Below are 18497 nucleotides of genomic sequence, written 5' to 3' on the forward strand. Positions count from 1 at the left end.
GGGGGGCAATTGGCGTTCGTCGGACAACCCGTGCGTGTGCGCTTACCGGTCGGGCTCGGTGTCCTTGAGCCAGTTGATGAGTTCGGCCGAGAACCCGGCTGGATCCTCCTCGTGCGGGAAGTGACCCAGACCGTCGAAAAGTCGCCAACGGTACGGCGCTTCGACGTACTCACCGGACCCTGCCGCGCTCCGCGTACGGATCGCCGGATCGAGTGAGCCGTGCAGATGCAGTGTGGGGACGCGCACCGGCAGCTTCATCCGCCGGTTGAACTGGATCCCGTCAGGTCGGGCCAGGGAGCGCACCATCCACCGGTACGGCTCGATCGAACAGTGCGCCGTCGATGGAATGCACATGGCGCGCCGGTAGACCCCGAGCACCGCGTCGTCGGGGAACTCAGGGGTTCGGGGGCCCGCCCAGTCCCGGATCAGCTGTTCCACAAACGCCGCGTCGTCCGCGACGAGCTGACGTTCCGGTACCCATGGGCGCTGGAAGCCCCACACATACGAGCCCGCACGGGACTGCGCGAAGTCGGAGAGCATCGAGGAACGCCAACGGCGTGGGTGCGGCATCGAGGAGACCACGAGACGGCGCACCAGCTTCGGCCGCATCACGGCAGCCGTCCACGCGAGGTAGCCGCCCAGGTCGTGGCCGACGAGTGCTGCGTCCGGTTCGCCGAGCGAGCGGATCACGCCGGTGACGTCGAGCGCCAGGTTGGCGGGGTCGTAGCCCCGGGGCGTACGGTCGCTGCCGCCGACGCCCCGCAGATCCATCGCCACGGCGCGGTATCCGGCGTCGGCCAGTGCGGTGAGCTGGTGCCGCCAGGTCCACCAGAACTGCGGGAAACCGTGCAGCAGCAGGACGAGCGGCCCCTCACCGAGCTCGGCGATGTGGAAGCGGGCGCCGTTCGCTGCCACGTCGCGGTGGGTCCACGGCCCGTCGAGCCGTACGGGGCCTCCGCCACTGGCCGGCCCGGGCCGCACAGTGCCGGGCGGTGTGCCGTCCTGGTCTGACGGACTTTTCGGACCCACCGGGTCGGATGTACTGGAATCGGGGACCATCATGTGGTCGAGCGTGCCACAGCCGACGACTTGTCCTGCGCCGGAACCGCCTCCAGAGCCTTGTCCGCCCGGGTGCTGCCCGCGACGGCCGGACGGCCCGCACCCGTCGCCGCGGTGGCGCGCGGATGGGGCTTGACGCCCTGGAGGACCGCCGCCGTCTGCTTGGCCGAGGCGATGGACTTCTCCGGCGGCTTCACCTTCTTGAACTTGGCGACGGCGAACAGGGCGAGCAGCGCACCGAGGACGATGAACGCGCCGCCCACGATCAGGAACGACCAGGCCAGCCCGAGCCCCAGGTTGTGGATTCCGTACGCCGCCGCGAAGCTCAGCACCGGGATCGCGAAAAGAAGCAGCACGCCCGCGATGATGATCACCACACTGCCGGTGACTCCGCGCTTGACGTCCTGGCGCACCTCCGCCTTGGCCAGGGCGATCTCGTCGTGCACCAGTGCGGACATCTCGGCCGTCGCTGCGGCGACCAACTGTCCGAGACTGCGGTCGGCATTGCCCGCGTTGTTGCCGGGGTCGCTCATCCCTGACTCCCTACTTCTGCTCTCCTGCTCAACACATCTGGTGTCAGATCATGCCGGACTGTCCGGCTTGCTGCTCGCTGCCCCCGCCAGTCGGGCAAGACGTCGGTGCTCGGCCGCCTTCCTCTCATGGATCGCGGCCATCCGCAGGTGGTACTCCGGATCGCCCTGTTCGTAGACGTCGGGCACGCCGTCCTGGTCCTCGTCGAGTTCCTCGGCCTCGTGCAGCGTGCGGTACCTGTGTACGCGGAGTTTGAGCAGCGTTCCGGAGACCAGCGCGGCCATGAGCGAACCGATCAGTACGGCGGCCTTGATCGCGTTGATCGTGTCCTCGTCGCCGGCGAAGGCCAGCTCGCCGATGAGGAGCGAGACGGTGAAGCCTATGCCGGCCAGCGACGCGACCGCGAAGACATCCGCCCAGGCCAGGTCCTTGTTCAGTTCCGCCCTGGTGAAGCGGGTGGCAAGCCAGGTGCCGCCGAAGATGCCGATCGTCTTGCCGACGACGAGTCCCAGGACGACTCCGAGCGTCTCGGGCCGGGTGAAGACGTTCGCCAGCGCTCCGCCGGAGAGGGACACCCCGGCGGAGAAGAGAGCGAACAGCGGCACCGCGACACCGGCCGAGAGGGGGCGTACCAGGTGCTCGACGTGCTCACCGGGGGAGTGCGTCTCACCGTCCTGCCGGGTGCAGCGCAGCATGAGGCCCATGGCGACACCGGCGATGGTGGCGTGGATGCCGCTGTTGTACATCAGGCCCCAGATCACCACGGCGAGCGGTACGTACACGTACCAGCCGCGCACCTTGGCGCGCAGGAGCAGATAGAACACGGCGAGGCCGACGAAGGCTCCGATCAGCGCCATGAAGTTGATCTGCTCGGTGAAGAAGACGGCGATGATCAGGATCGCGAAGAGGTCGTCGACCACGGCGAGCGTCAGCAGGAAGGCGCGCAGGGCGTTCGGCAGCGAGGTGCCGATGACCGCGAGGACGGCGAGCGCGAAGGCGATGTCGGTGGCGGTGGGGACGGCCCAGCCATCGGTGGAGCCTCCGCCTGTCAGGGTCACGGCGGTGTAGACGACGGCGGGGACGGCCATGCCGCACAGCGCGGCGATGACCGGGAGTGCTGCCGCCTTGGGATCGCGCAGTTCGCCCGCGACCAGCTCTCGCTTGAGTTCGACGCCCGCGACGAAGAAGAAGATCGCCAGCAGCCCGTCCGCCGCCCAGTGCTCGACGGAGAGGTTGAGGCCCAGCGAATCGGGGCCGAAGCGGAACTCGCTGAGGGCCGCGTAACTGGAGCCGGAGACGTTTGCCCACACCAGGGCCGCCACTGCCGCGACCAACAGGATGACACCGCCGACGGTCTCGGTGCGCAGGGCGTCCGCAAGGTAGTTCCGCTCGGGGAGGGGCAACCGCCCCAGGAAGGTGCGGCGGGACGATGGCGTGGGGGTGGGCGCGGCCACGAGAGGCGACCTCCGGGTCGGTACGGCAGCGATGGCATGGCTGATGCACTTGCCGACCAGACTTCCCGGCACACCCAGCGAAAATTTTTTGTTGAGCTGTTGACGCGCCTGCCACTGTACCCGGAATGCGTCGGGTTGTATCCGGTGAGCTTCGCCCCGAAATGCCCGAGGGGGCATCCGGCCTGTTGCCGGATGCCCCCTCGGGACGTGCTCACCGCGCCCGGCCCCGGTACGGGGCACCGGGTGCCGACTGCGGTGACTTGGTACGGGGTGCTCGGTGCCCGGGCTCCGCGTGCACAGGCACCCGGCGTGCCTGTGCTCAGGACTCCGATGCCCGGACGCTGCCGTCCAGAGGCCGGTGCCTCGCTTGGGTGGTGGGGCGTGTTCAGTCCTCGGAGGAGCCGGAGGAGGACGACGGCAACTGGTCCTGGATGAGGTCCATGACCGAGGAGTCGGTGAGCGTCGTGACGTCGCCCAGCTCGCGGTTCTCCGCGACATCCCGCAGCAGCCGCCTCATGATCTTGCCGGACCGGGTCTTCGGCAGCTCGGCGACCGGCAGGATCCGCTTGGGCTTGGCGATCGGGCCGAGCGTGGCGCCGACGTGGTTGCGCAGCTCCGCGACCAGCTCGTCGGACGCGGTGGCCGAACCGCGCAGTATCACGAAAGCGACGATGGCCTGGCCGGTCGTCTCGTCGGCGGCGCCGACCACGGCGGCCTCAGCGACCGAGGGGTGCGACACGAGCGCCGACTCGACCTCGGTGGTCGAGATGTTGTGACCGGACACGAGCATCACGTCGTCGACCCGGCCGAGCAGCCAGATGTCGCCGTCCTCGTCCTTCTTGGCGCCGTCGCCGGCGAAGTACTTGCCCTCGAACCGCGACCAGTAGGTGTCGATGAACCGCTGGTCGTCGCCCCAGATGGTGCGAAGCATCGACGGCCACGGCTCCGTGAGGACGAGATAGCCGCCCCCGCCGTTCGGCACTTCGTTGGCCTCGTCATCGACCACTGTGGCGCTGATGCCGGGCAGGGCGCGCTGGGCGCTTCCCGGCTTGGTCTCCGTGACGCCCGGCAGCGGCGCGATCATCATCGCGCCCGTCTCCGTCTGCCACCAGGTGTCCACGATCGGGCACGTGTCGGCGCCGATGTGCTTGCGATACCACATCCATGCCTCGGGGTTGATCGGCTCACCGACCGAACCCAGGACCCGCAGGCTGCTCAGGTCGAACTTGGCGGGGACATCGTCTCCCCACTTCATGAACGTACGGATCGCGGTCGGCGCGGTGTAGAGGATCGTGACGCCGTACTTCTGCACGATCTCCCAGAAGCGGCCCTGGTGCGGCGTGTCGGGCGTGCCCTCGTACATGACCTGCGTCGCGCCGTTGGCCAGCGGGCCGTAGACGATGTACGAGTGTCCGGTCACCCAGCCGATGTCGGCGGTGCACCAGAAGACGTCGGTCTCCGGCTTGAGGTCGAAGACCGCGTGGTGGGTGTAGGCGGCCTGCGTGAGGTAGCCGCCGGAGGTGTGCAGGATCCCCTTCGGCTTACCCGTGGTACCAGAGGTGTACAGGATGAAGAGCGGCTGCTCCGCCTCGAACGCCTCGGGGGTGTGCTCGGCGGACTGCCGGCTGGTGATCTCGTGCCACCAGACATCACGGCCCTCGGTCCACGCGGTGTCCTGGCCGGTGCGCCGGACCACGAGCACGTGCTCGACGCCGTCGATGCGGGAGACGGCCTCGTCCACGGCCGGCTTGAGCGCGGACGGCTTGCCGCGGCGGTAGCCGCCGTCGGCGGTGATGACGACCTTGGCATCCGCGTCCTGGATACGGGCGGCGAGGGCATCGGCGGAGAAGCCGCCGAACACCACCGAGTGCGCGGCGCCGATGCGGGCACAGGCCAGCATCGCGATGGCGGCCTCGGGGATCATCGGGAGGTAGACGGCGACCCGGTCGCCCTTGCCGACACCGAGTTCGGTGAGGGCGTTCGCGGCGCGGGAGACCTCGTCCTTCAGGTCGGCGTACGTGATGGCGCGGCTGTCGCCGGGCTCGCCCTCGAAGTGGATGGCGACCCGGTCGCCGTGACCGGCCTCGACGTGGCGGTCCACGCAGTTGTACGCGACGTTGAGCTCGCCGTCCGCGAACCACTTCGCGAAGGGCGGGTTGCTCCAGTCGAGCGTTTCGGTCGGCTCCGTGGCCCAGGTCAGACGGCGGGACTGCTCGGCCCAGAAGCCCAGCCGGTCAGCCTCGGCCCGCTCGTACGCCTCCGCTGTGACGTTGGCGTTCGCGGCCAGATCGGCAGGCGGCGCGAATCGGCGATCCTCACGAAGCAGGTTGGCCAGGCTGTCATTGCTCACGACATCTCCCATTCCCAGGGTGTCCGTTTTCCCAGGGTGTCCGTTGTGTCCCGCGCATAGCTCATCAGGCCGGGGGCCGGGTGACAAGGGCCTGCCGAGAATTGGTTTAGACCTGTGTTTCGGTGTATGGGACATGACCCCGCCCTTCCCATGCTGCGCGGCACTGTGCGACGCGGCACGGAGTGACACGACACGGTAGGACTCAATGCGCTCCAGGTGGCAGTGGGAACGCGGGGTCATGAGGGCTCACGGAATTTCCTACGGACCCGGGGCGTACCCGGTTCAGCACTCGTCCGTTTTTCGCCCGGTGGTCCGGTGGTCCGGTGGTCCGGTGGTCCGGTGGTCCGGTGGCTGGGTGGGTTCTGGTGCCCGCGGGCGCCAGGCGCGGGAGGGCATCGGGCGTCGGAAGGGTCTGGCCGTTTGAGGGCTCTGCGCGTCCGCGGTGCTCTCCAGTCCGGGCTTCCGGGGCCGAGCAGCCTGATTCAGACGCCGGTGCGTTCCAGATCGTCCGGGCCGGAAAGGACGCCCGGTCTCCTCAATGCAGCTGGTGTACTCGGTCTCCACGCTGTTCCGGACGCGCCCGGTGTTCCGGATGCCCTCGGCCCTCCCGGCGAGGTACTGGGGGCGGCGCAGGCGTCTGCGGGATCCACCCGGTCGAAGACCTCGTCGAGCGCGATCCCGGCACTCGCGTGCCCAGTCAGCAGATACGCCTGTGCCTCGCCCACGTGGAAGTACATCCCATGCAGTTGGAGGCTGTGTTCGGCCAGCCGTCTTGCCACCGATTCATGGGCTCGCAGATGTTCCAACTGCTGTACCACATTGGTGAGACAGAGCTGTTCCACTGCGTCCGTCGGCAGACGGCCGGAGATCCGGGCCCAGGGGTGATGCCGTGACGCCATCCGCTTCAGGCTGGGCAATCCGTGTCTCAGCCAGCGCCACAGGGACGTCTGAGGAGTGTCCGAGGTCCGTGCGCCGTCGAGCAATGCCTGCATCGCGCCGCAGCCGGAGTGCCCACAGATGGTGATGGACTTCACGCCCAGAACATCCACCGCGTATTCGATGGCGGCGCCCACCGAATCGTCCCCCGACTCGGCGTCGGGCGGCGGCACCAGATTGCCGATGTTCCGAACGGTGAACAGATCGCCCGGCCCACTTGCCGTGATCATGCTCGTGACGAGTCGGGAATCGGCACAAGTGATGAAGAGCTGGGAGGGGCGCTGTCCTTCCCGGGCCAACCGCGCCAGTTTCTCGCGCACCAGCGGGGCGGTGTGGCGCTGGAAGGAGCTCAGGCCGTTGACGAGGTGGTTTCCGCCTGTCTGGTGTCGGGCCACGGCCGATGCGCCGACAGGGGCAGGGGTGCTGTCGCCCCCGGGAACGAGAACAGAGCCGATGGGAGCAGGGACAGGACGGGTGGCCGCAGGGCAAGCGCCGGCCGGATCGTCGGAGCCATGGTTATGGCCAGCACCGTGGCCGGAGCCCTTATCTGGACCGGGACCGTGATCACGGTCGTGGTGGTGACCGAAGCCTGGGGCGGGAGGGGCGCCTGGCGCGGTGCCGGGGCGGGGAGGGGCGGAAGTGCCGGAGCCCGGGGCGGGGGCATCATGTGTCTCGGGGGCGTCGAGGGGCGGCGTGTGCCCGCTCTCGCGGGGATCGTGCGCCTGCTCGGACCGGTCGTGACAGTGATGGTTGCGCCATGGTGTCCACGGGCTGCAACAGGAGTGCGGGGCCGAGGCTGGCTCCGCGGTCCGGCTCCCGGACCTGCCGGTGAAGACGACCATGCCGCCATGGGCCCGCTGGGCGATGCTCCAGTCCCGGATCGTCTCGTATGCCGCATGGTCCATGAAGAAGCCGTCCAGTTCGACGACCACATCCCCGTCCTGCGGCAGTCGTCCGAGCGTGCGGCTGAGCCTGGGGACCGCGAGGAAGGTCAACTGGCCCTGCACGACGACCAGATGCTGTTCACCCTGATCGGTGACGGTGATTCTGGTGCGGGCCAGCCGGTGAAGGGCGACGACCACTGCCATCGCGATGCCGATCACCACACCCGTCAGGACGCCGAAGAGGATCACTCCGCTGATCGTCGCGCCGTACACCAGGAATTCCCGGTGCTTATGGACATTGCGGATGTGGGCGAAACTCACCATCTGGATGCCGACCATCATGACCAGCGCAGCGAGCGCGGCCAGCGGGATCAGCTCCAGGACTGCGACCAGCAGGCCGGTGGCAAGGACGACCCAGATGCCGTGCAGCACGGTGGAGGCCCGGCTCCTGGCCCCGGCCCGTACGTTTGCCGAACTGCGCACCGCGCCACCGGACACCGCCAGTCCGCCGACCAGCCCGGACAAGGTGTTGGCGATCCCCTGCGCACGCAGTTCCCGGTCGAGGTCGGAGCGTCCGAGAAGTGGGCCGGGCGGATACTGCGAGGCGGGCTTGGAGGGTGCGACAGGTGGAGGGGATTTGAGCGGCAGGGTTGGATCGCCGGGCGAGACCGACGGATCGGACGTGGGCGCTGGAGAGTGCGTGGGGGTGATCGGGCTTGCCCCGGTGCTCACCGCAGGAGCGGAATCCGGCCCCGAGAATGAGGCCGTAGCCGTAGCCGTAGCCGTAGCAGGGGCAGGGGCAGGGGTGGCGGTGGGTGGCGGACTCCGGTCCGGTGCCGTGTCCTTTATCGACGCCGACGGCGGCGGGGATGTGCCCCTGTGCCGGTCAGCGGCTCGCGCGACGACACGGTCGGCTGTCAGCTTGTCAACGGCGACTGCCGCGAGCAGCGATTCCAGACTGGCCACCAGCATCACCGTAAACACGGCGGTGGCGAGCGCGAGGACCGGACCATGCGGCAGTTCCGGCAGGGCGTGCGAGCGCCAGGACGGCAGATCGACGCGGGCGACTCCGGGGGTCGCGACCCCGGCCACCACTGTCGCGGTCACCACTGCGGTGAGGGCTGCCGGTACGCGTCGTACCACCCGGCCGAGCCGGCCCGGAGTCCGCGGCCACAGGACCAGGACGGTGATGGTCAGTACACCGATGAGCGGCGCCGACGGACTTACCCGCTCCAACTGGTCGGGCAGAGCAAGGATGTTGGATACCGCGGAACTCCGAGGTGAGCCGCCGAGCACGATGTGCAGCTGGGCGAGCGCGATAGCCATGCCGATACCGGCGAGCGTGCCGTGCACGATGGCGGGACTGACTGCGAGGGCGCTGCGCGCCGCCCGCAGCGAGCCCAACACGATCTGCAGCAGTCCGGCACCGATGGTGATTACGCAGGTGGTGCGCCAGCCGTAGGTCTGGATCAACTCGGCTGTGACCACGGTCAGTCCGGCAGACGGGCCGCTGACCTGAAGAGGGGTGCCGCCGAGGAGCCCTGCGACGATGCCGCCGATCGCGGCGGCGATCAGCCCGGCCGTCAGTGGGGCGTCCATGGCGACGGCCAGGCCGAGCGACATGGGAACGGCAAGAAGGAAGACCGTGATCGAAGCGGAGAAATCGGCGCCTGTGACGCGGAAGCGTGGACCGCCCGGTGGCGACGACGGCGGGCTGTGTGGTCGCTTGACCCCCGATGAGCGGGGCGGACGCGAACTGCGGGACGCGCGGTCATGACGTGTGGGTGCGCAAGCGGACATGTTTCCGTCTCCTCCGGACAGCGTGGGCGCGAAACACGGGGAAAGTGGCCGCGAAGCAAGGCTTCGACGACAGCACTTCCCAACTCTTGGTAAATAGATCGTAATGAAGAGTAAAGACTCGCGTCCGCGCTTGGGGGCAAATGATCTATTCATTCACCCATTTCGGCGAATGGGTGCTCTTATATGAGTCGCCGTCTCGCTGTCGCTGCGGGCGCATGTAACTAAATTCGCTCCATATGGGTAAATTTGGTGCAAATTTACTGCGCAGAGAGGTCGGGTGGATGTATTGCTGCCCAGAAGTGCAGGCGCGGTACCCAATGGGGTGGTGCTGAAGAGAACCGCGTCGAGATGGGCAGGGAGAGTTCCACGACCAGCGCGCAGGGATGTGTTTCCGGCTCATCGGCGACGGCTCCACCGCCTTCACCGGCAGTCAGTCGAACCGACCGGTGGCGCCAAACCTGACGTCTGGTCAGGAACGCCAACGCCGCCGTCGTGGAGTTCTCATGGGAGGGCAGCCAGAAGCTGTTGTCGCGCTTCCATGAGACGGGCAGGAAGTGCCGCGCGAACATGACGCACTTCGTCGGCAGCGTGTACACGTTGCCGGAGGGGAAGCGGGAGCTCTACGACCCGCCCGAGCACAACATCAGCAGCTGGGACGTCGGCTTCAACGACACCGACTGGATCCGGAGCACCCTCGCTCAGCTACGAGGTGACTGGCAGGACGGCAACGAGATCGGCACCCACTTCAACGGCCACTACTGCGGTCCGGGGGCGGCGTCGGCACCTGGACCGTGGAACAGCGAAAGAGCGAGATTCGTCAGGTCGAGTTCCTCATCAAGCACTGGGAGCCAAACGTCCCGCCCTCAAGCACGAGAAGCCGCTTCCCAACGACTACGACGAGGAACTTGCCGCTGGCCGTACCCCGTGTCTGGAAGGCCGGAGGGACATGGTGGCTGTTGGACGGGCGTTGGGATCCCGATATGGCTCCAGTGGAGTCGACGACCAGCTCTGGCCGAAAAAGAACTCGCCCCGTTCGATGTCGGCCGGCCCCGGCCAATGGCTGCGCGGATTTCCTCGCAGAGACCGGGCGGTCGAGGGCAGGGGCAGAGGCGAACGCGCACGTCAGCAGGGCGTCGCGATCGACGAACTGGGCAGCGGGAGACGTGCGCTTCGGAGCGGGCACCGGCCCGTCGAGCGTTGAACGGTGACGAAGTCGAATGCGCGGGCCAACGGCTGCGTACGAGCACCGGCCGCGCAGCCGAACCCGCGGCCGGGGAACCCTTCGTCACACCGGCCCGGCGCAACCGACCCGAGTGGCGCCCCGGGGAAGTCGAGTCGTCCGAACGTGGACACCTCTTCACGATCCCGTTCGCAGCGCGGACGGCATGTGATCAGACGGGCTGCGCGGCATCCTTCCGCGCGTATCGTTCGTCGAGTACGAAAGAGGGGTCGACCTGCGCAGCCAGGTCGGCGCCCGTCTTCTCGTTGCCCCAGCTCTCGGCGTTCTTCAGATGGAAGTGCACCATCTGCCGGGTGTAGCGCTCCCAGTCGCGTTGCCCGTACGAGTCGTCAGCGGCGTCCTGCAGCGCCTGCAGAGCCATTTGATTGTCCGCCTCCAACTGCTCGAATCGGCCCGGTCGGCCCTTCTCCATCGCCCGGACCCAGTTGGAGTGGCCGACGGTGACCAGCAGGTCGTCGCCGACCTCGGCCCGCAGGTACTCCAGATCGTCCTTGCCCTGAACCTTGTTGCCGACGACCCTCAGCGCGACCCCGAAGTCCCGCGCGTACTCCTTGTACTGGCGGTAGACCGAGACGCCCTTCCGGGTCGGTTCGGCGACCAGGAAGGTCATGTCGAAGCGGGTGAACATCCCGGAGGCGAACGAGTCCGATCCGGCCGTCATGTCGACGACGACGTAGTCGTCGGGGCCGTCGACGAGGTGGTTGAGGCAGAGTTCCACCGCACCGACCTTGGAGTGGTAGCAGGCCACGCCCAGATCCGACTCGGTGAACGGCCCGGTGGCCATCAGCCGGATCTCCCCGTCGTCGAGCCGGACCGTGCGCGCGCACGCTTCGTAGACCGGGTTGTTCTCGCGGATGCGCAGCAACCGCGAACCCTCGCCCGGCGGAGTTGTCTTGATCATCGTCTCGGCGGAGGCGATCCGAGGATTGCTGCCGCGCAAATACTCCTTGATCAGGAGTAGATGGGCTCCCATGGCCGGCAGGGCTGCGGCCTCCTGGTCGTCGAGGCCGAGAGCGGCCCCGAGATGCTGGTTGATGTCGGCGTCCACCGCGACGACATGGGCTTCATTGGCTGCGAGGTGGCGGATGAAGAGCGAGGACAGCGTCGTCTTGCCACTGCCGCCCTTGCCTACGAAAGCGATCTTCATGTTCACCTAGGGTAGCGCCATGACAGCGGTGCGCTGTCATGCCTCGTGAAGAAGCCCACTCCTGGCTGTTGTCGGGGTGGTAGGCGCGTAGCCTCGTTACTTATGAGTACGACTGCGCCCGATCCGCTCGCCGCTCTGAGTGCCCTGCAGGGCGTCGCCGAGGCGGTGGACTCCGTACGCAAGTCCGTGGACCGGGTCTACGGTCACCGCATCATGAGGCGCCGGAGCAATGAGGTCACTGCCGAAGCGGCACTGCGTGGCGCCCGCGGCTCGGCAGCGCTGTCCGGTGCCGACTGGAACCTGGAGGAGGTGCGCCGACGCAGCGACTTCAGTGGTGACGACGAGGCACGTGTTGTCGGCGCGGCCCTGAGGCTCACTGCCGAAGCGGGCCAACTGCTCTCGATCTGGCGGCAGTCACCGTTGCGGGTGCTGGCGCGGTTGCATCTGGTCGCGGCTGGACGGGCGCAGCCCGAGGACGCCGTCGGCCGACCGCGGCTCGCGGGTGAAGGCGTCGACGAGCCGCTGATCGAGGCGCCACTGCCCGACGCCGACGAGGTGGCGGGGCGACTGGACGGACTTTCCGGATTGATCCTTTCGGGGACTGCTGCGCCCGCGCTGGTGACGGCGGCGGTCGTGCACGGTGAACTTCTGGCCCTGCGTCCTTTCTGCTCGCACAACGGCCTCGTCGCCAGGACCGCCGAGCGGATCGTCCTGATCGGGAGCGGGCTCGACCCCAAGTCGATCTGTCCCGCCGAGGTGGGGCACGCGGAGCAGGGGCGAGCGGCGTATGCGGCGGCGTTCGAGGGGTATCTGTCGGGGACGCCGGCCGGGATGGCGACCTGGATCGCGCACTGCGGAAAGGCTGTGGAACTGGGCGTCAGAGAAACAACGGCGGTCTGTGAGGCGCTGCAGCGCGGAGCTGCGTGACCCGGCGGCGAGGTCCGTACGGGTGGGGTGACGAGCCCGTAAGGCGCGGTGACGGGCCCGAGAACCGGGATCGGATGCGCTGGACGAGAGAGGCGGCGTCTCGTTCCTGGGGCGAGGCGCTTGCATCTACGTAACTTCATGACGGTGGCCTCGCGGCCGTGAAGGCGCCGTGCAGGGCATGCGGTCGGTCTGTCGTTGGATACTGGCTCGCCGCACAAAGGGCGCGCCCCTCACAAAAGGGTTGCGGCGGTACCGTCCTCGGTACCGCCGCTGGCATGTCCACCCAGTTACCATGCGTCCTCGATATATGCCCATCAGGTCGGGGTCATTGCCCGTTTCCTGGTGCGGCTGGCCCGTAATCGACGGGTCGACGTCGCGTGGGTGCTCGGTTTTCATGCTCGGTCCGTGGGGCCTTCTGTGCGTTACAGGTAATCCTCTCGGATGTCCTTGGTCTCGCGGGCCGTTGAGTCCTTTGTACTCCAGAGCCGGGGTGAGCGGTAGTGGCGGCCGCACTTCTTTACTTTTAGGTTCAATTACGCGTGAGTTGCGCATAAAGGCCGGATCGGTGGGTCGGCCCTGGCTGCCGGGTGAATCCGAGTAACGGCAGATCGAAGGTTCGGCCGCTCGCGCGTTGCGACGCTGGGTGGGCCCCGGGCGGCCGCGCGAGTGGGGTCGGTGAGGCGGCGCCGCCCGGCCTCGTGGCGGGCGCGAGGTGTTGAACCCCCGCGTCGGTGGTTCGTGTGGGACGTCGTGCTGGTTGTCGGTCCTCGTGCCCGCTGTCAGAGGGAGGCCGAGGTGCTCCGGCGGCGGGAGGTGTACCAGACGAGCCCCGCCGTGACGGCGGCCGCGCCCACTGCTGCTGCCGCGACCAGCGCCGGGCGCGGAGGCATCGCGAAGGCGGGCAGTCGCTGCTTGAGGCGGACCGGGCGGTCGAAGACGAGAATCGGCCACTCGCGAAGGGTCGCTTCCCGTCGCAGGGCGCGGTCAGGATTCACCGCGTGGGGGTGCCCGACGGACTCCAGCATCGGTACGTCCGTCACGGAGTCGCTGTAGGCGTAGCAGCGCGAGAGGTCGTACCCCTCCGACACAGCGAGCGCCTTGATCGCCTCGGCCTTCGTCGGCCCGTAGGCGTAGTACTCCACTGCGCCGGTGAAGCAGCCGTCGTCACCGACGACCATTCGGGTGGCGACGACCCGGTCGGCACCGAGCAGCTCGCCGATCGGTTCGACGACCTCCGCACCCGAGGTGGAGACGATCACCACATCGCGTCCGGCGGTGTGGTGCTCTTCGATGAGCGTCGCCGCCTCGTCGTAGATGATCGGGTCGATCAGGTCGTGCAGGGTCTCGGCGACGATTTCCTTGACTTGCCGGACGTTCCAGCCCTTGCATAGCGCAGAGAGATATTCCCGCATCCGTTCCATCTGGTCGTGATCTGCACCTCCGGCAAGGAACACGAACTGCGCGTACGCGGTGCGCAGTACAGCGCGGCGGTTGATCAGTCCGCCGCGGTAGAAGGACTTGCTGAAGGTCAGCGTCGAAGACTTCGCAATGACCGTCTTGTCCAGGTCGAAGAAGGCTGCTGTGCGCGGCAAGAAGCGGTTTTCCACAACGCAGAGCATAGGCGCCCACCATTCGGCGTAAACTCCGGCGCGTGGGTTTGCCTGAGAACGCTCTCGGGTACACCATGGAAGTCACGGATCGTTCGCGACCGTGCTAACCCGGTCCGGCTCCTCCCCCCCCGAGTCGGCCGTGGGGACGACCCCCGCTCTCCCCCCCGGCGGGGGTCGTCGCATGTCCGGGCACGTTTGTGTCGCACGGAATCAAGCATTCTGTCTCCGTTTCGGGTGAGCCGGCCCGCTTCCGGCTCCGGCTCCTACATCTTGATCCGTCACGTTCGGTGACGGAAGGGATGCTCTCCGGAAGTCATCGGTATGGGTGACGGAGTTATTCACAGGGGCGGAGTTGTCCACAGTTTTTGAGCAAGATCCACAGGATTTCCGGAAGCGCTGCACGGTGATTCCAGCCGCGAAGTCCGCGGGTTGCGGAATCGACGACCTCGGAACCTTCCGAGATCGTCGCGAATCGCGATGAACGTGCAGTGAGAAGGGGGCGGAGATCGTGGCTGAACCCATCGCTCGGGACCGTCTGTCGGCCGTCGGAGCACGGCCGGGCGGACCGTTGATCGTGACCGAGGACGTGGAACTCCTCGATGATCTGCTGCGGCTGTGCGCGGCAGCCGGAGCGGAACCGGAAGTTCATCACTCGTTGCCCGAGCGCAGGGGTGGCTGGGAACAGGCCCCGATGGTTCTTGTGGGGGACGACGCCGCGCGGAGGTGCCGCGGGGCGGTGCGCAGGCGCGGGGTGATGCTCGTCGGGCGGGACGAGGATGCCCCGGACGTCTGGCGCAGTGCCGTGGAGATCGGCGCCGAATATGTGCTGAGGCTGCCCGAATCGGAAGGGTGGCTCGTCGACCAGATCGCCAATGCGGCGGAGGGTGTCGGCCGGCCCGCGCTCACGGTCGGGGTGATAGGCGGACGAGGCGGCTCCGGGGCATCCACATTGGCCTGTGCCCTTGCGGTGACCGCGGCCAGGGCGGGGCGGCGATCCATGCTGATCGACGGAGACCCGCTCGGTGGAGGCATCGATGTGCTGCTCGGCGGCGAGCGGGCCGAGGGCATGCGGTGGCCGGATTTCGCCCAATCCAAGGGGAGGGTCGGCGCCGGAGCGCTGGAGGAGTCGCTGCCGACGCTGCATGGGCTGCGGGTGCTCAGCTGGGGGCGCGACGACTGTGTGGTCATCCCGCCGCAGGCCATGCGGGCGGTCCTGGCGGCGGCGCGAAGGCTCGGCGGCGTCGTGGTCGTGGATTTGCCGCGCCGGATCGACGAGTCGGTGGCCGAGGCGCTCGCCCAGTTGGACCTCGGGCTGCTGGTGGTGCCCGGGGAACTCCGCGCAGTCGCGGCGGCCAAGCGGGTGGCATCGACGGCTGGGATGATCCTGGACGACCTGCGTGTGGTGGCCCGCGGTCCCTACGCGGCGGGCCTTGATGAGCGGTGGGTGGCGCAGGCGCTGGGGCTGCCGCTCGCCGGTGAACTCCCGCTCGATGCGGGGTTGTCGGCTGCTCAGGAGAGCGGGGATCCTCCCGGTGGCGGTCGGCGTGACCCACTGGCCAGATTCTGCGCGGCGTTCTGGGATCGGGCGTCGTTTCCGGACGGTGCGGCGGGGCTCGGTGTGGGAGGCGCGTCATGACCGAGATGCTGCTCGACGCCGTACGGCAGCGGCTGGCACAGAGCGGTACGGCGCCGACGCCCGCCGGTGTGGCGGCCGCACTGCGAGCACAAGGGCGATTGCTCGGAGATGCCGAAGTGCTTTGCGCAGCCGACGAGTTGCGCGGCGAGCTGGTAGGGGCCGGGGTGCTGGAGCCGCTTCTCGCCGACCCGGCGGTGACGGACGTGCTCGTCTCCGCGCCGGACCGGGTGTGGGTGGACCGGGGCGGCGGGCTCGAACTCACCGGGGTGACCTTCCGGGATGCCGCCGCGGTGCGCAGACTGGCGCAGCGGTTGGCAGCGGTGGCGGGGAGACGACTGGACGACGCCCGGCCCTGGGTGGACGCCAGGCTGCCGGACGGCACCCGCATGCACGCCGTTCTGCCGCCGGTGTCCGTCGGATCGACGTCTCTGTCGCTGCGTGTCGTGCGGCCCAGGGCCTTTGCACTGACGGAACTGGTCGAGGCGGGAACGGTGCCGCCGGGCGGAGACCGGGTGCTGAGGGCATTGGTGGAGGCCCGGGTCTCTTATCTGATCAGCGGTGGGACCGGTGCCGGGAAGACGACGCTTCTGTCGAGCCTGCTGGGCGCGGTCGGGGAACGGGAACGGATCGTGCTCGCCGAGGACTCTGCGGAGTTGCGGCCGGACCACCCGCACGTGGTGCGGCTGGAGTCACGCCCTGCCAATCAGGAGGGAGCGGGACGGGTGACCCTGCGCGACTTGGTGCGGCAGGCGCTGCGCATGCGGCCCGACCGGCTGGTGGTCGGGGAGGTGAGGGGTGCCGAGGTCTCGGAACTGCTGGCGGCGTTGAACACAGGGCACGAAGGCGGGTGCGGGACGGTTCACGCGAATGCCGCCGAGCACGTTCCGGCCCGTCTCGAGGCGCTGGGCACAGCGGCGGGGCTGGACCGGACGGCTCTGCACAGCCAGCTGGCGGCGGCGCTGTCGGTGGTCGTCCATCTTGTGCGGGACCGGACCGGGCAACGGCGGATTGCGGAGGTGCACGTCCTGGACAGGAACGCGTCCGGCCTGGTCGTGACCGAGCCCGCGCTGCGCTGGGGCGCCACCGGATTCGTCCGGGAGCGGGGATGGGAGCGGCTGCGGTCGCTGATCGGGGGTGCGCCGTGCGCGGAGGTGTGATGGCGGGACTGGCATCGGGCGCGAACTGCGCGGCGGTCCTGTGTCTTGCGGTGGTGGTCTGGTCGCTGGTGGTGCGGGGCCGGGGGCGGCGCAGGGCCCGGGTGCTGTTCGTGGACGGCGTGGCGAAGTCACCGCTGCACCTGTGGGGCGAGCGGGCATGGGCCCGGCTCCGGAAGCGGTTGCGGGAACGGCAGGAGTGGTCCTGTCTCCCGGTGGCGCTGATCGTCGCGGCGCTGGGGCAGTCCGTGCTTCCGCTCCTGGCCGGCGTGGCGGTGGTTCCCCTGGTGCGGCGGTGGCTGCGACGACGGGCTCTACGGCGGGAACGGGAACGCCGGGCCGACGGGGTGATCGCGTTGTGCAGTGTTGTCGCTGGCGAGTTGCGGGCCGGGCACGAACCGGGAAGGGCGTTGCTCGTCGCGGTGCGAGGCACCGGGGTGCTGGGGGCGGCGGAGGCCGGTGTGTCCGCTGCCGCGCGATTCGGCGGGGATGTGCCGTCGGCACTTGGCCAGGCGGCCCAGGTCCCGGGTCTGGACGGGCTCGTCGGGGTGGCGTCCTGCTGGCGCGTGGCAGTGGACGGGGGCGCGGGTCTTGCGGCGGGACTGGACCGTTTGGAGGGCGCTCTACGGGCTGAGCGGCGCAGACGGGAAGAGCTACGGGCCCAACTGGCCGGAGCGTGGTCGACGGTGGCCGTGCTGGCGCTGCTGCCGGTGCTGGGACTGGGGCTGGGGGCGGCGCTGGGCGCCGAACCGTTGCGGGTGCTGCTCCACACTCCTGCCGGGTTGGCCTGTTTGGCGACGGGTGGGCTGCTGGAGGCGGCTGGGCTCTGCTGGGCCGCTCGGATCGTACGAGCGGCGGAGACGGCATGAACGGGGCGACCGGCGGAGCCGCCCACGGGGTGGCGGTCGTGTCGGCCGCTGCGGGCGCGGCCGTGTATCTGGCACTCGCCCTGGTGGGACAGCGACGAAAGCGTGCGGGGCGCCGCCGGGGCGCGCTGATGCTGGGCGCCGGTCCGGAGAAGCGCGGACGCAGACGGACGGTGCCCGGGGGCCGGGGAAAGGAGTGGGTGGCGCCGGTGGGCGCCGCCGTGGCGGGCGTGGTTCTGGTTGGTGGCCTGCCAGGGGGCATGGCCGGCCTGGTGGCGGCGTACGGCGCCCGGCGGTGGCAGCGGAACCGGTGCCGCAGGAAACCGGGGCCGGACGCCGTGGAGACGGCGGAGGCGGTGCGGCAGCTGCCGCTTGCGGCGGACCTCCTGGCCGCCTGCATCTCCGCCGGTGCCGGGCCGAGGGAGGCGGCGGAGGCCGTGGGGGAGTCGCTGGGAGGACCGGTGGGAGTGCGATTGGCACGGACCGCTGCGGAGATCCGGCTGGGCGCTGAACCCGCGGCGGCTTGGGGAAGGTTCGGCGAGATACCCGGTGCCCGAGCCCTGTCCCGCTGCCTGGACCGGGCAGGCGCGACCGGTGCGCCGGCAGCGGAACCGGTGGCGCGGCTGGCCGAGGCGATGCGGGCGGAGCGGGTGAGCGTGGCAGTGGCGCGTGCGCAGCGGGCCGGCGTGCTGATCACCGCGCCGGTGGGGCTCTGCTTCCTTCCTGCCTTCCTGTCCGTCGGGGTGGCACCGGTGGTGCTCGGTCTGGCGGCCGGGCTGCTGCAGGCCGGCTGACATGGAGCGGTTCGTGCCTCTCCATTCGACACGGACTCATGCGAATCGATACGGGCTGACGTGAATCAGCAAGATCAATGTGAATCGATGTGAAACAAGCATTTTGTGG

General features: G+C 68.9%; 12 protein-coding genes. 5 read left to right on the forward strand and 7 right to left on the reverse strand.

The features are described from left to right. Window positions 1–42 precede the first annotated feature (42 nt). The 6 genes from ACGF2V_RS12510 to ACGF2V_RS12535 all read right to left on the reverse strand — a co-directional run bounded on the left by ACGF2V_RS12510 (window position 43) and on the right by ACGF2V_RS12535 (window position 11401). Complete coding sequence (locus ACGF2V_RS12510) at window positions 43–1062, reverse strand: alpha/beta hydrolase (protein ID WP_362707578.1); 1020 nt, start codon at window positions 1060–1062, stop codon at window positions 43–45. Further along, window positions 1059–1592: a phage holin family protein gene (locus tag ACGF2V_RS12515; protein ID WP_362626602.1), complete on the reverse strand. Its 534-nt coding sequence runs from the start codon at window positions 1590–1592 to the stop codon at window positions 1059–1061. The genes ACGF2V_RS12510 and ACGF2V_RS12515 overlap by 4 nt, the downstream gene beginning before the upstream one ends. A gap of 48 nt (window positions 1593–1640) precedes the next feature. Continuing rightward, window positions 1641–3044: a Na+/H+ antiporter NhaA gene (gene nhaA / locus ACGF2V_RS12520; RefSeq protein WP_362707576.1), complete on the reverse strand. Its 1404-nt coding sequence runs from the start codon at window positions 3042–3044 to the stop codon at window positions 1641–1643. Window positions 3045–3429: 385 nt separating this feature from the next. Further along, window positions 3430–5406: an acetate--CoA ligase gene (gene acs, locus ACGF2V_RS12525; protein ID WP_362707573.1), complete on the reverse strand. Its 1977-nt coding sequence runs from the start codon at window positions 5404–5406 to the stop codon at window positions 3430–3432. Between the two features lie 470 nt (window positions 5407–5876). Further along, window positions 5877–9014, reverse strand: coding sequence for a SulP family inorganic anion transporter (locus ACGF2V_RS12530; RefSeq protein WP_362707571.1), 3138 nt, complete (start codon window positions 9012–9014; stop codon window positions 5877–5879). Window positions 9015–10405: 1391 nt separating this feature from the next. Further along, the gene (locus ACGF2V_RS12535; protein WP_362707569.1) at window positions 10406–11401 is read right to left on the reverse strand and encodes an ATP-binding protein; all 996 of its coding nucleotides are present in this window, start codon (window positions 11399–11401) and stop codon (window positions 10406–10408) included. Window positions 11402–11503: 102 nt separating this feature from the next. Here ACGF2V_RS12535 and ACGF2V_RS12540 point away from each other — a divergent pair, with 102 nt between their 5' ends. Next, window positions 11504–12328 (forward strand): oxidoreductase, encoded by an 825-nt coding sequence (locus tag ACGF2V_RS12540; RefSeq protein WP_362626618.1) that lies wholly within the window; start codon window positions 11504–11506, stop codon window positions 12326–12328. Window positions 12329–13107: 779 nt separating this feature from the next. Here ACGF2V_RS12540 and ACGF2V_RS12545 read toward each other — a convergent pair. After that, the gene (locus ACGF2V_RS12545) at window positions 13108–13947 is read right to left on the reverse strand and encodes an HAD-IB family hydrolase (RefSeq protein WP_362707566.1); all 840 of its coding nucleotides are present in this window, start codon (window positions 13945–13947) and stop codon (window positions 13108–13110) included. Between the two features lie 565 nt (window positions 13948–14512). Here ACGF2V_RS12545 and ssd point away from each other — a divergent pair. From ssd to ACGF2V_RS12565, 4 genes are read left to right on the forward strand one after another with little or no spacing between them, the layout of a single operon-like run. After that, on the forward strand, window positions 14513–15574 hold the full coding sequence (gene ssd, locus ACGF2V_RS12550) for a septum site-determining protein Ssd (protein ID WP_362626710.1): 1062 nt from the start codon (window positions 14513–14515) through the stop codon (window positions 15572–15574). Then, a complete protein-coding gene (locus ACGF2V_RS12555) occupies window positions 15571–16731 on the forward strand; it encodes a TadA family conjugal transfer-associated ATPase (protein WP_362626623.1) in 1161 nt (386 codons plus the stop codon). The genes ssd and ACGF2V_RS12555 overlap by 4 nt, the downstream gene beginning before the upstream one ends. Continuing rightward, on the forward strand, window positions 16731–17597 hold the full coding sequence (locus tag ACGF2V_RS12560) for a type II secretion system F family protein (protein ID WP_362626626.1): 867 nt from the start codon (window positions 16731–16733) through the stop codon (window positions 17595–17597). Before ACGF2V_RS12555 ends, ACGF2V_RS12560 begins: the two co-directional genes overlap by 1 nt. Next, window positions 17594–18388: a type II secretion system F family protein gene (locus ACGF2V_RS12565; protein WP_362626629.1), complete on the forward strand. Its 795-nt coding sequence runs from the start codon at window positions 17594–17596 to the stop codon at window positions 18386–18388. The genes ACGF2V_RS12560 and ACGF2V_RS12565 overlap by 4 nt, the downstream gene beginning before the upstream one ends. Window positions 18389–18497 lie beyond the last annotated feature (109 nt).

This window comes from Streptomyces sp. NPDC047982 (assembly GCF_043204165.1).
GTDB lineage: Bacteria > Actinomycetota > Actinomycetes > Streptomycetales > Streptomycetaceae > Streptomyces.

What these genes read in the sequence shown, in the direction of transcription:
- ACGF2V_RS12555 (WP_362626623.1), top strand. Translation starts at nt 15,571, where the DNA reads ATGACCGAGATGCTGCTCGACGCCGTACGGCAGCGGCTGGCACAGAGC.
- acs (WP_362707573.1), bottom strand. Translation starts at nt 5,406, where the DNA reads ATGGGAGATGTCGTGAGCAATGACAGCCTGGCCAACCTGCTTCGTGAG.
- ACGF2V_RS12565 (WP_362626629.1), top strand. Translation starts at nt 17,594, where the DNA reads ATGAACGGGGCGACCGGCGGAGCCGCCCACGGGGTGGCGGTCGTGTCG.
- ACGF2V_RS12530 (WP_362707571.1), bottom strand. Translation starts at nt 9,014, where the DNA reads ATGTCCGCTTGCGCACCCACACGTCATGACCGCGCGTCCCGCAGTTCG.
- ACGF2V_RS12540 (WP_362626618.1), top strand. Translation starts at nt 11,504, where the DNA reads ATGAGTACGACTGCGCCCGATCCGCTCGCCGCTCTGAGTGCCCTGCAG.
- ACGF2V_RS12515 (WP_362626602.1), bottom strand. Translation starts at nt 1,592, where the DNA reads ATGAGCGACCCCGGCAACAACGCGGGCAATGCCGACCGCAGTCTCGGA.
- ACGF2V_RS12510 (WP_362707578.1), bottom strand. Translation starts at nt 1,062, where the DNA reads ATGATGGTCCCCGATTCCAGTACATCCGACCCGGTGGGTCCGAAAAGT.
- ACGF2V_RS12535 (WP_362707569.1), bottom strand. Translation starts at nt 11,401, where the DNA reads ATGAAGATCGCTTTCGTAGGCAAGGGCGGCAGTGGCAAGACGACGCTG.
- ACGF2V_RS12560 (WP_362626626.1), top strand. Translation starts at nt 16,731, where the DNA reads ATGGCGGGACTGGCATCGGGCGCGAACTGCGCGGCGGTCCTGTGTCTT.
- ACGF2V_RS12545 (WP_362707566.1), bottom strand. Translation starts at nt 13,947, where the DNA reads ATGCTCTGCGTTGTGGAAAACCGCTTCTTGCCGCGCACAGCAGCCTTC.